Genomic DNA, 11,874 nt, shown 5'->3' with positions numbered 1-11,874 from the left:
CTGATCTCGCCGACCGACGAAGCCATCTCCTCGGTGGCCGAGGCCACCGACTGCACGTTGGTCGAGGCTTCCTCCGAAGCGCTGGCAACGGTGGTCGCCAGCCTCTGGGAGCGGTCGGCGGTCGAGGTCAGCGTCGAGGCGGAGGCTTCCAGCTGGGTCGAGGCCGACGACACGGTCTGGACGATCTCGCCGATCATGGTTTCGAATTCGCGGGTGATGTTGTCGACGCGGCGGCCGCGCTCGATCTTGGCTTCGGCATCCGTGGCCGCAGCCTCGTCGGCGGCTTTCTTGGCGATCAGCGCCTCCTTGAAGATCTGGAGCACGTCGGCCATGGCGCCGATCTCGGTCTTCTCGCCCCGGTGCGGGACTTCGGCGGAGAGGTCGCCCTTGCCCAGCGCCTGCATCGGCTCGATGATCGAGTTGATGCCCTTCGAGACGTCCTGGACGAGATAGAAGCCGACGCCGATGCCGATGATGACGGCGGCGCCGAGAATGATCGAGACCAGCATAAAAGCATAGGAGTAGCTGTCCGCGGCATCCTGAGCCGCCTGATCGCCACCCTTGGTGTTGAGCTCGATGTCCTTCATCAGGACCTCATCCGACGCAAGACCGATCTTGTTGACCGTCTTGCTGTTCAGTTCCTGGGCTTCGTGCGGGACCTTGCCGGCCTCCTTGCGCGAGAGCGCCATCACCTCCTCGGTGCCCTTCTTGTAGTCGTCCCAGAGTTTTGCCCACTGGTTGTAGAGCGCCCGCTCCTCCGGCGAGGTGATCATTGGCTCGTACCGGCCGCGGATCTTGGCGAGCGCCTCGATCACCGTCACACCCGTCTTCTCGTTGGCGAGCTTCTCGTCCAGTGTTTCGGAAAGCATGTGCTGGCGGACCACGTTGCGATAGGTGATGACGCTCGCACGCAGCTCGCCAAGCACTCGCACACTGGGCATCCAGCTCGTGGTGATGTCGATCGTGTTGGCGTTCATCGACCGCATTTTCATGACGGCCAGGAGACCCATGCCGGCCATTGCGACCAGCAGGAACGCCACGACACTGATGATCTTGGCGCGGATGGAAATGGTGGCAAGCATAATCGGGTCTCTTTGTGCTGGCGCGGTGCGCGTCCGGAGGTATTACGAATCAACCAAAGGGAGCAGCACCAACATCCAACACCAGAGCACCTGCGCAGATGTTAACTACGACTCCGTACGAGTACGGAGCCTCAAAGAGATGAACACGTCGCTAAAAATGCTCTGCGCTCAGCGCATGAGCCTAAGCGCGTCGGAGAAAAATTCAGCGCCGCCGAAGTTTCCGGACTTCAGAGCGAGCAGCATGTCGGCTTGCGCGCCCACCGCATGCAGCACCGGGACACCTGCCGCGATTTCCACTCCGACGAGAAATCCGGGAATCTTCAACCGATCGACCACCGCACCGGAGGTCTCGCCGCCGGCAACGATCAGTCGCCGCACGCCTGATTTTACAAGGCTTTCCGCGATGTCGGCCATGGTCTGCTCGATCGCGTGGCCGGCCGCGTCGCGACCGTGCCGCGCCTGCAGTGCGGCGACCTGATCGGGCGTCGCGCTCGAGGCGATCAGCACCGGCCCCTCCGCAAGCCGCGGTCTCGCCCAGTCCAGCGCACGCTGTGCTTCGCCGCCCCCCGTAATGATACGGTCCGGATCGAGGTGAAGCACCGGCATGACGCGTTCGGCGTTGGCGATCTGCTGAAGCGTCGCCTGAGAGCAGCTCCCGGCGAGGCAGGCCGCCGGTCCGCCGACGGCAATGCCGGTCTCGCCGTTCGCCCCGGCCGATTTGACTTTACCCGTTGACACCAGCGCACACGCGAGCCCGAGGCCGATGCCGGAGGCGCCGACCGACAGCCGATGTTCGGCGGCGACGAGGCCGATGGTCTCGAGGTCGCGGTCGAAGACCGCGTCGATGATGGCAGCGCCAATGCCCTTGCCCGCCAGCTCGGCCAGCCGCGCCCGCACGGCATCTGCGCCGCGCGTGACGGTGGCGAGATCGACGAGACCGATCTGCGTCCCGCTCTGGCGCGCCAGCACGCGCACCAGGTTGGAATCGTGCATCGGGTTGAGCGGATGGTCCTTCAGCGGGCTCTCGTTGAGCGGCACGGCACCGACGAAGAGGTTGCCCTGGTAGACGGTGCGGCCGGTCTCCGGGAAGGCCGGCGTCACCAGCACGGCACCTTCGCCGCTATCGGCACGCAGCGCGTCCATCACCGGGCCGATATTGCCGGCGTCCGTGGAATCGAAGGTCGAGCAGATCTTGAACAGCACGTGGCCGGCGCCGCGGCCGCGCAGCCACTGATCCGCCGCGCGCGAACGCGACACGGCAAGGCCGGCCTCGATCGAGCGGCTCTTCAGCGACACCACGACGGCATCGACCTCGGGCAGTGCGAGATCGTCGGCGGGCACGCCGATGGTCTGCACGGTGCGCAGGCCCGCGCGCGTCAGCGTGTTGGCGAGATCGGAAGCGCCGGTGTAATCGTCGGCGATGCAGCCCAACGCAAGTGTCACGGCTTCACTCCAGCGTAAGGCTTGAACCAGGCAAGGCCATCCGTGGTCTTGCCGCGCGGATTGTACTCGCAGCCGACGAAGCCGGCATAGCCGAGGCGGTCGAGCTCTTCGAACAGGAACGGATAGTTCAGCTCCTCCCCGTCAGGCTCGTTGCGCGAAGGGATGCTGGCGATCTGGATGTGGCCGATGATCGGCATCATCTCGCGCAGCCGCATCGTGACGTCGCCATGGATGATCTGGCAGTGATAGATGTCGAACTGGAGCTTGAGGTTCGGAAGCCTCAGTTCCTGGATCAGATCGCGCGCAAAGCCGAAATCGTTGAGGAAGTAGCCGGGCACGTTGCGCGCATTGATCGGCTCGAGCACGATATCGATGCCGTGCGGGGCGAAGAACTCCGCAGCCCATGCCACCGATTTGTAGAATGCCTCGATCGCGACGCGCTCGCCGCGGTTGGCGATGCCGGCCATCAGGTGCAGGCGCTTGACGCCGGTCGCCTTGGCGTAAGGCAGCGCCGTCTCCAGGCCCGCCTTGAGATCGGAGAAGCGCGAGGGGAGCGCCGCAAAGCCCTTCTCGCCGGCGTTCCAGTCGCCCGGCGGCAGGTTGAACAGCGCCTGGGTCAGGCCGTTGCGCTTGAGGCGGTCGCCGACCGCCTCGGCCGGATGCTCATAGGGAAAGAGAAACTCGACCGCGGTGAAGCCAGCCTGGGCTGCGGCATCGAAGCGATCGAGGAACGGCACCTCGGTGAACATCATCGAGAGATTGGCGGCGAAACGGGGCATTGGCGTCCTCTTCGTTACTTGTCGCCGGGCAGCTTGACGCCGGTGACCTGCGCATACATCCGCGCCACCGAGGCGTCGTCGTCCCGGCCCATGCCCGCGGCCGATGTCATCAGGAACATCTGGAGCGCGGCGGCGGAGACCGGCACCGGGAATCGCGCGCTGCGCGCCATGTCCTGGATGATGCCGAGATCTTTCACGAAGATCTCGACGGCGCTGCGCGGTGTGTAGTCGCCGTCGAGCACGTGCGGCATGCGGTTCTCGAACATCCAGGAATTGCCGGCGGAGGCCGTGATCACCTCATAGACCTTGCGGATGTCGAGGCCCTGCTTGGCGGCGAATGCCATCGCCTCCGAGGCGGCGGCGATGTGCACGCCGGCGAGCAGCTGGTTGATCATCTTGAAGGCGGCGCCCTGGCCGGCGGCATCGCCGAGCTCGTAGAGCTTTGCGGCCATGGCATCGAGCGCAGGCCGCGCCTTCGCGAACGCTGTGGGGCTGCCGGAGGCGAGGATCGTCAGCTCGCCTTGCGCGGCGCGCTGCGCCCCGCCGGAAATCGGTGCATCCAGATAATGCCGGCCGGTCGCCTCCAGCTGCTTGGCAAGGCGTCGTGCCACGTCGGGGTCCATCGTGGCGGAGGATACGAAGACGCTGCCTTCAGGCATGGTCTCGGCGGCCCCATCCTTGCCGAACAGGACGGCTTCCGTCTGCGCGGCATTGACGACGACGCTGACGACGATGTCCGCGCTCTTGGCCGCCTCGGCCGGCGTTTTGGCACCCGCACCGCCATCCTTGACGAAACGCGCCACCGCCTCGGCCGACACGTCGCAGCCGGTGACGGCGTGGCCGGCGCGCTTCAGCGAGGTCGCCATGCCAAACCCCATCGAGCCGAGCCCGATGACCGCGATGCGCTGATTTTGTGACGTGGAGGCGGACATGCAACTAACCCTTGCGAACGTTTCCCGGACGGCCGGCTTTTGCGGCGGCTCGGCGAACCGATATCACGCCTTGGCCGCGCTGCCAAAGCGTGAGACAAGCGGGCATGACGGCCATGAAACCTGAAGCGAGCAACGAGACGCGGCTGCGCGAGGACATCTGCCGCTTCGGACGGTCCCTGTTCGAGCGCGGGCTGACGCCCGGCTCCTCCGGCAATATCAGCGTCAGGCTGGACGGCGGCGGCTGGCTGGTGACGCCGACCAATGCCTCGCTCGGTTTCCTCGATCCTGCGAAGCTGTCGCGGCTGGACGAGAGGGGCCGGCTGGTGTCGGGCGATGCCCCGACCAAGGAAGTTCCGCTGCACACCGCGCTCTATGACACGCGCGGCAGTGCCCGCGCCATCGTGCACCTGCACTCCACCCAGTCGGTTGCGCTCTCGATGCTGCCCGAGATCGACCCGCGCGCCGCGCTGCCGCCGATGACGGCCTATTATCTGATGAAATGCGGCGCCACCGCGCTCGTGCCGTACTACCGCCCCGGCGATCCCGCGGTCGCGGATGCGATCAAGGGCCTGGCGGGGAAATATTCATCGGTGCTGCTCGCCAATCACGGCCCGGTCGTTGCCGGCGACACGCTGGAAGCCGCGGTGTTCGCGACGGAGGAGCTGGAGGAGACGGCGAAGCTCTATCTGCTGCTGCGGGGGATGAACCCGCGCTATCTGTCACCGGAGCAGGTGGCGGATCTGGTGAAGGTGTTTGGGGTGACGTTGCCGGAGCATGGGCACGGTCATTGAACCACACCCACCGCCGTCATCCTGAGGTACGAGCCTTGCGATGCGATGCATCGCAAGGTGAAGCCTCGAAGGATGGGCTCCGGGTGCTCGCGGCTCATCCTTCGAGGCGCGCAAGAGCGCGCACCTCAGGATGACGGCGGAGGGTGCGGCGACGGCGTCAACGCCTACAGTCCCAGATACGCCTTCCTCACGTCGGGATTGCCCCTGATCTCGGCCGCGGGCCCCTGCATCAGCACGCGGCCGGTTTGCAGGATGTAGGCGCGGTCGGCGATCTCCAGGCACTCGGCCATGCGCTGCTCGACGATCAGAACGGTCATGCCGGCATCGCGGATGCGCTTCACCGCCTGGAAAATCTCGTCGACGAGCTTTGGCATGATGCCCTGCGAGGGCTCGTCCAGCATCAACAGACGCGGGCGCGTCATCAACGCGCGGCCGATCGCAAGCATCTGCTGCTCGCCGCCGCTTAGCGTTTCGGCGCGCTGCTCCAGGCGCTCGGCCAGGCGGGGAAACAGTTGGAAGACGAGATCGAGCGGCCCCTCGCGGTTCGCGTCACCGCGGTAGAGATAGCTGCCGAGACGCAGATTGTCGCGCACCGACAGGCGCGGGAACAGGCGGCGATTCTCCGGCACATAGGCAATGCCGGTCGCCGTGATGTGGTGCTGCGCCATGCCGTCGAGGCGCTTGCCGTCGAACGTCACCGTGCCGGAACGCGGCCGCTCGGCGCCGGCGATGGATTTGAGCAGCGTCGATTTGCCCGCGCCGTTGGCGCCGGCGACGCAGACGATCTCGCCCTTCTGGACCTCGATCGAGATCGCGGAGATCGCGACCAGGCCCTGATAGGCGGTCGTGACTTCACGCACGCTGAGCATGACGATCTCCCAGATATGCGCTGATCACCTTGGGATCGCGAACGACATCGGCGGGCTTGCCCTCGACCAGCACCTTGCCGAGATCGAGCACGATGGCGCGATCGACCAAGGGCATCACGATCTCCATGACGTGCTCGACCATCAACACGGTGATGCCGGCATCGCGCACCTTGCGCACCAGCGCGACACCGGTCTGCGCTTCGGTCGGCGTCAGGCCGGTGAGGACTTCGTCGAGCAGCAGCAGTTTCGGTTCGGTCGCGAGCGCACGGGCGACTTCGAGACGGCGCTTCTCGGCGGGCACGAGGTCGCTGGCAAGCACGTCGGCGCGCGCGGCAAGGCCGGTGAACTCCAAGACCTCGTGCGCCTTGCGACGGGCCTCGCGCATCACGGTGTTGCGCACCAGCGCGCCGACGATGACATTGTCGATCACCGTCATGGTCTCAAAACTCTTGACGACCTGGAAGGTGCGGCCGACGCCGCGCTGGCAGCGTTCGGCCGCCGGCATGTGGGTGACGTCCTCGCCGTCGAAGAGAATCGAGCCTTGCGTCGGCGGCAGAACGCCTGCGATGAGATTGAACAGCGTCGACTTGCCGGCGCCGTTGGGGCCGATCAGGCCGACGATCTCGCCGCGGCCGACCGAGATCGAGACGTCGCTGTTGGCGACGAGGCCGCCGAACCGCTGCCAGACGCCGCGGGTTTCAAGAAGCGCGGTCATCGTGCGGCCCCCGTCTTCTTCCGGCGTGAAAACAGGCTGAGCAGTCCCCGCGGCAAGGCCAGCGAGATCAGGACGATCAGCGTGCCGTAGACGATGAGGTCGACACCGCGCCCGGAGCCGCCGAACTTGAAGCGGGTCAGCTCCGTCAGCGGGATCAGGATGGCGGCCCCTAACACCGGCCCCCACAGGGTGCCGATGCCGCCGAGCACGGCGGGCAGCGCCATCAAGAGCGAGAACTGGAAGCCCATGACGCTTTCAGGATCGATGTAGGAGACGAACTGGGCATAGAAGCTGCCACCCACCGCGACCAGGAAGGCGGAGACGGCGGCCGCGCCCATCTTGGAATTGAACACGTCGACACCGAGGCTCTCGGCCGCGTCCGGATTGTCCTTCACCGCACGCCACCAGAATCCCCATTTTGAGTTCTCCAGCCACCAGGTGACGAACCAGGCGAGGCAGCACAGCGCCAGCGCGAAATAGAAGTATGGCAGCTTGGTGCGCAGGAACTGGAATTTCAGCCAGCTGTCGCCGCGGATTGGAATGGTGATGCCCATCGCGGCGCCGGCCCATTCCCAGTTGTGGAACAGAAGCAAGCCGATCTCGGCGATGACGATGGTGGCGATCACGAAGTAATGGCCGCGCAGGCGGAAGAAGGGATAACCGAGCCCCATCGCGATCAGCGCCGACACGACGCCGCCCGCCAGCATGCCGAACCAGGGCAGCACGCCGAACTTCGTGAACAGCAGCTCGGTGGTGTAGGCGCCCAGGCCGAAATACAGCGCGTGCCCGAGCGAGATCTGCCCGCAATAGCCGGACAGGATGTTCCAGCTCTGCGACAGGCCCGCATACATCAGCGTCAGGATCAGGATGTTCTGGACGACGACGTCCTTCACGAACAATGGCGTCGCTGCGGCAATCGCGGCGAGCACCGCGGCGATGATGAGGTCGCGGCGGCGCCGCGCTGCAAAATCCTTGTCCATCAGATCGATCCGAACAGGCCGCGCGGCCGGATGAAGACGACCAGCAGATAGACCGCGTAGATGCCGACCGATTTCAGCGACGGCGGCAGCACCAGCGCGGTGGTCGCTTCGACGAGGCCGACGATGATGCCGCCGGCAAAGGCGCCGAACACGCTGCCGAAGCCGCCGAGCGCCACCGTGACATAGGCGATCAGCGCAAAGGACGCGCCGACATCGGGATAGATATAGAAGAAGCTCGCCATGATCGCGCCAGCGAGACCGACCAGCGCGGCACCAAGGCCCCAGCCGAACGCGAACACGCGGTTCTTGTCGATGCCGACCAGCGCGACCGCACCGGGATCTTCGCGGGTGGCTTCCAGCGCGCGGCCGAAATCGGTGCGATGGATGAAGAAGTAGAGGCCGGCAAAGGCGAGGATCGAGACCAGCGCACCGACCAGCTGCGGCTCCGGCAGGAAGATGCCGGCGACCGAGATGGTTTTGCCACCGAGCCAGGATTGCGGAATGCTGCGATAATCAGGCGTGAAGAAGAACTGCGCCAGGCCCCGCATCACGATGGCAAGGCCGAACGTGGTGAAGATCTGCACCATGCCGGCGTTGGCCTTGGCCCGCATGGCGAAGCGTACAATGAGCAAGTAGACCACCGCTCCGAAGATAAAGAGCGCCGCGGCGACCAACGGCGCCGAAAGCAAGGGGTCGATCGCGAAGAACGCGAACAGGAAGAAGGACAGGTACATCGCGATCATCAGGAACTCGCCATGAGCGAAGTTCGTGACGTCCATCAGGCCGAAGATCAGCGCGAGGCCGACCGCGATCAGTCCGTACAGCAGCCCCATGAGGAGGCCGCTCGCGAGACTCTGGATAATGGCTTGCGCTGTCAAAAGTCTGTCCCCCGAAATAGATCCTCATCCCGAGGAGCGCGCTCAGGCGCGCGTCTCGAAGGATGGCCAGCCCTCGTCCTTCGAGACGCGGACTACGCCCGCTCCTCGGGATGAGGGCGGGAGCTGCATCCGAGCTCCCGCGTCCCAGTCTTACTTCATCGGCCAGACCGCCTCGGCGATCGCGGCCTGCGGCGGGAAGATCGTGACGAACTTGCCGCCGATATATTGCAGCAGCACCGGGTCCGCATCGTTGTTCTGGCCCATCTCGTCGAACTTGACGCGCTTCCAGGGCATGATGGTCTGCTCGCCCGGGATGTCGGTCGCGGCCAGCGCATCGCGGATCTTCTCGCCGTCGGTCGACTTGGCGCGGCTGATGGCGTCGGCGAGGATGATCAGGCCCATGAACTGGCGCGAGGTGAGGTCGTTGAAGTCCTTGCCCGACCGCGTCTTGAACATCTCGTTGATCTTGCCGACCATCGGGCGCTTCTGCGCGAGGTCGAGCGAGAAGGTGCCGCGCGAAATCACGCCTTCGAGCTTGTCGCCGACGGCATCATAGAGCGCCTTCTCGGAGAAGCCGGCGTCCTGCGCCACGATCGCATTCGGCTTGTAGCCGAGCTCGGCCATGGTCTTGACCAAGAGGATGCCGTCGGTGGTGTAGCTCGAGGGCATCAGCACGTCGGCATTCGCGGACTTGAGCTGCTGCACCTCGGCCGAGAGCGAGGGCGAGTTGGCGCGATACTTGATGTCGGTGACGATCTTGTAGGCGCGCTCGCCGGCGATCTTGGCCTGGGCGTTGCCGGAATCGGTGCCGAAAATGGTGTCCTCGTGGAACAGCGACAGCGTCTCGATCTTGGTGCCCTTCTTCTTCATGGCGTCGAAGAAGTCGAACATGGCGGCCGAATACATCTCGTCATGCGGCGCGGCGCGGAAATAGTACTTCAGGCCGCGGCGATGCAGGCTGGGCGAGGAATTGTCGGCGGACACAAACGGGACCTGGTAGCGCTCGCAGATCTGGCTCACCGTGACGGCGACGGCGCTCTGATAGGTCCCGATGATGGCTGAGACCTTCTCCTGCGTGATCAGGCGCTCGGCTTCGGCGCGGCCCTTCTGCGGATCGGCCTGGTGATCGGCGAACACGAGGCGGACCTTGGCGCCGCCGAGGCCTGGCAGGCCCTCCCCCTTCGCCAGCGGCAGGTCGAAATCGGTGTCCTTGTTGATGACCTCGAGCGCGGTCTCATAGGCCTTCTGCGCATCGACGCCCTGCTGCGCGCTGCCGCCGGAGAACGGATAGATGACGCCGATCACGACTTCGGAAGTCTGTGCGCGCGCCGCCAGCGGCACCAGTGCGGCAGTCGCGGTGGCTCCCAACAACACGTCGCGGCGAGTGATCGTCATGGCAAAGTCCCCTGTACTGAATTTCGGCTGATCGAATGAAGCGATTGATGGATGCAGTAAAGCCCTAACATGCAGCATACGCTGCCCATTAAATCACGGCCATGGTCCTGTTCTTGAGATCCGTCACCAGCATCAGGCCGGGCGAATGCGTGATCGCGAACGGGAGCTTGGCGGCGTTGATGACGGATTGCGGCGTCACGCCGCAGGCCCAGAACACCGGAATCTCGTCGTCGGCGACCGGCACCGGATCGCCGTAGTCCGGCTTGGCGATGTCCTTGATGCCGATCAGATGCGGATGGCCGAGATGGACGGGCGCGCCGTGCACGGCGGGATAGCGCGAGGTGATCTGCACCGCGCGGATCGCATCCGAAGGCTTGAACGGACGCATCGACACCACCATGGGGCCGGCGAACGGACCGGCCTCGCCGCAGGCGATGTTGGTACGATACATCGGCACGCGCACATTGCGCTCGATGTGCCGGATCGGCATGCCCTCGTCGAGCAAGGCTTCTTCGAACGAGAAGGAGCAGCCGAGCACGAAGGTCACGAGATCGTCGCGCCAATGCTTCGTCACATCGGTCGGCTCGTCGACGACCTCGCCGTCGCGCCAGACGCGGTAGCGCGGCACGTCGGTGCGGATGTCGAGATCGGCGCCGAGCGAAGGGATGTGCGGACTGCCGACATCGGACATGCCGATGATCGGGCACGGCTTCGGATTGAGCTGGCAGAAGCGATGAAAGGCGCTGGCATATTCCGCCGGCAGGATCGCCAGATTGCCCTGGACGAAGCCGGGGGCGACGCCTGCGGTGGAGGCGACCAGCCCTTGCCGGTAGGCAAGCCGCGCCTTGCGGCTCGGAAGGGCGTCGGGCGTTTCAGTTTGCTGCACTGCCACCAAAACAGTCATGTAATCGACCTGCCTATAAACTCGACAAAGACAGCCAACACCAAGCGTGCTATAAAGTCTAATCGTCCTTTCTAATCGATATCGATAAATCTATTTTATCGGCAAGGAAAATCCTTTCAATGCTGGACTTCAGGTCGATCGAGACTTTTCTCTGGGTCGTAAAGCTCGGCAGCTTCCGCGGCGCCGCAGCACGGCTCAATACGACCCAGCCGGCGATCTCCCAGCGCATCGCCCAGCTCGAGCGCGAGATGGGCGTCAAGCTGCTCAACCGCGACCACCGCGTCGCCTCGCCGACGCCGAGCGGCCGGCAGATGATGGTCTATGCGGAGAAGCTGATCGGCCTGCGCGCTCAGATGATGGCGGAGATCGGCGACCGCTCGGCGATGCGCGGCGTGATGCGGCTCGGCGTCGCTGAGACCATCGTGCACACCTGGCTGCCGCGCCTCGTGAAGAGCGTGAACCAGGTCTATCCGAATCTATCGCTCGAGATCGAGGTCGACATCACGCCCAACCTCACCGCGCGCCTGCTCGCGCAGGAGATCGAGCTTGCCTTCGTGGTCGGACCGTTGTCGGCGTCGGGCGTGCATAATCGCGTGCTCGCAGATTACCCGATCGGCTTCCTCGCAAGCCCTTCGCTCGGCCTCGGCAAAGGCCGGGTGACACCGGCGGAGCTTGCGCGGTTTCCGATCATCACCTTCCCGCGCAAGACCAAGCCTTACGAGGTCGTGCGCGAGGTATTCGACCGGCCGGAGCTGCCGCCGATCCGGCTGCACGCGTCCGCATCGCTCGCGACCGTTATCCACATGGCGGTCGAAGGCCTCGGCGTCGCCGTGATCCCCGACGCGATCGTCGAGAACGAACTCGCCGACGGGCGGCTGCAGCTGCTCGACACCGATCTCGCGATCGCACCGCTGACGTTCACCGCAAGCTGGCTCGCCTCGCCCGACGTCGTCGCCGTGGAGCGCGTCGCCGAGCTTGCACGGCAGATTGCGCAGAGCAGCCTCGCAGTTGACGCGCCCGCGCTGGCGCGTCATTGAAAAAGGCGCCGGACAACCTTCAACGTCATTCCGGGGCGATGCGACAGCATCGAACCCGGAATCTCGAGA

At 65.1% G+C, this 11,874-nt stretch carries 12 protein-coding genes; 2 read left to right on the top strand and 10 right to left on the bottom strand.

Annotated features, from left to right (window positions below):
• The 4 genes from IC66_RS0106665 to ltnD form a co-directional block, all read right to left on the bottom strand.
• Window positions 1–1,082 (bottom strand): MCP four helix bundle domain-containing protein (locus IC66_RS0106665; protein ID WP_038947092.1); only part of this gene is annotated, 1,082 nt, incomplete at its 3' end.
• 168 nt (window positions 1,083–1,250) lie between these two features.
• The gene (gene otnK / locus IC66_RS0106660) at window positions 1,251–2,525 is read right to left on the bottom strand and encodes a 3-oxo-tetronate kinase (protein ID WP_038947091.1); all 1,275 of its coding nucleotides are present in this window, start codon (window positions 2,523–2,525) and stop codon (window positions 1,251–1,253) included.
• Window positions 2,522–3,304, bottom strand: a complete 783-nt coding sequence (gene otnI, locus IC66_RS0106655; protein WP_028143385.1) for a 2-oxo-tetronate isomerase — start codon at window positions 3,302–3,304, stop codon at window positions 2,522–2,524. The genes otnK and otnI overlap by 4 nt, the downstream gene beginning before the upstream one ends.
• Before the next feature lie 14 nt (window positions 3,305–3,318).
• Window positions 3,319–4,236, bottom strand: a complete 918-nt coding sequence (gene ltnD, locus IC66_RS0106650; RefSeq protein ID WP_028143386.1) for an L-threonate dehydrogenase — start codon at window positions 4,234–4,236, stop codon at window positions 3,319–3,321.
• A 104-nt stretch (window positions 4,237–4,340) separates the two neighbouring features.
• Between ltnD and otnC the strand changes: the two genes are divergently transcribed.
• Window positions 4,341–5,027, top strand: coding sequence for a 3-oxo-tetronate 4-phosphate decarboxylase (otnC, locus tag IC66_RS0106645; protein WP_038947090.1), 687 nt, complete (start codon window positions 4,341–4,343; stop codon window positions 5,025–5,027).
• A gap of 164 nt (window positions 5,028–5,191) precedes the next feature.
• Here otnC and IC66_RS0106640 read toward each other — a convergent pair whose 3' ends face one another.
• The 6 genes from IC66_RS0106640 to IC66_RS0106615 all read right to left on the bottom strand — a co-directional run bounded on the left by IC66_RS0106640 (window position 5,192) and on the right by IC66_RS0106615 (window position 10,768).
• Entirely contained in the window at window positions 5,192–5,896 is a 705-nt protein-coding gene (locus tag IC66_RS0106640) for an ABC transporter ATP-binding protein (protein ID WP_028143388.1), read from the bottom strand.
• A complete protein-coding gene (locus tag IC66_RS0106635) occupies window positions 5,880–6,611 on the bottom strand; it encodes an ABC transporter ATP-binding protein (RefSeq protein WP_028143389.1) in 732 nt (243 codons plus the stop codon). The genes IC66_RS0106640 and IC66_RS0106635 overlap by 17 nt, the downstream gene beginning before the upstream one ends.
• Window positions 6,608–7,591 carry a branched-chain amino acid ABC transporter permease gene (locus IC66_RS0106630; RefSeq protein ID WP_028143390.1) on the bottom strand — a complete coding sequence of 328 codons (984 nt, stop codon included), beginning with the start codon at window positions 7,589–7,591 and terminating at the stop codon, window positions 6,608–6,610. The genes IC66_RS0106635 and IC66_RS0106630 overlap by 4 nt, the downstream gene beginning before the upstream one ends.
• Window positions 7,591–8,424, bottom strand: coding sequence for a branched-chain amino acid ABC transporter permease (locus IC66_RS0106625; RefSeq protein ID WP_240536472.1), 834 nt, complete (start codon window positions 8,422–8,424; stop codon window positions 7,591–7,593). Before IC66_RS0106625 ends, IC66_RS0106630 begins: the two co-directional genes overlap by 1 nt.
• 195 nt (window positions 8,425–8,619) lie before the next feature.
• The gene (locus tag IC66_RS0106620; RefSeq protein ID WP_026201530.1) at window positions 8,620–9,864 is read right to left on the bottom strand and encodes an ABC transporter substrate-binding protein; all 1,245 of its coding nucleotides are present in this window, start codon (window positions 9,862–9,864) and stop codon (window positions 8,620–8,622) included.
• A gap of 88 nt (window positions 9,865–9,952) precedes the next feature.
• The gene (locus IC66_RS0106615; protein WP_028143392.1) at window positions 9,953–10,768 is read right to left on the bottom strand and encodes a putative hydro-lyase; all 816 of its coding nucleotides are present in this window, start codon (window positions 10,766–10,768) and stop codon (window positions 9,953–9,955) included.
• A 119-nt stretch (window positions 10,769–10,887) separates the two neighbouring features.
• Here IC66_RS0106615 and IC66_RS0106610 point away from each other — a divergent pair, with 119 nt between their 5' ends.
• Complete coding sequence (locus IC66_RS0106610; RefSeq protein ID WP_018315615.1) at window positions 10,888–11,805, top strand: LysR family transcriptional regulator; 918 nt, start codon at window positions 10,888–10,890, stop codon at window positions 11,803–11,805.
• Window positions 11,806–11,874: the final 69 nt, after the last annotated feature.

This window comes from Bradyrhizobium genomosp. III, from assembly GCF_000261705.1.
Taxonomy (GTDB): domain Bacteria; phylum Pseudomonadota; class Alphaproteobacteria; order Rhizobiales; family Xanthobacteraceae; genus Bradyrhizobium; species Bradyrhizobium ottawaense.
This window is presented reverse-complemented; position numbering and strand designations above follow the sequence as displayed.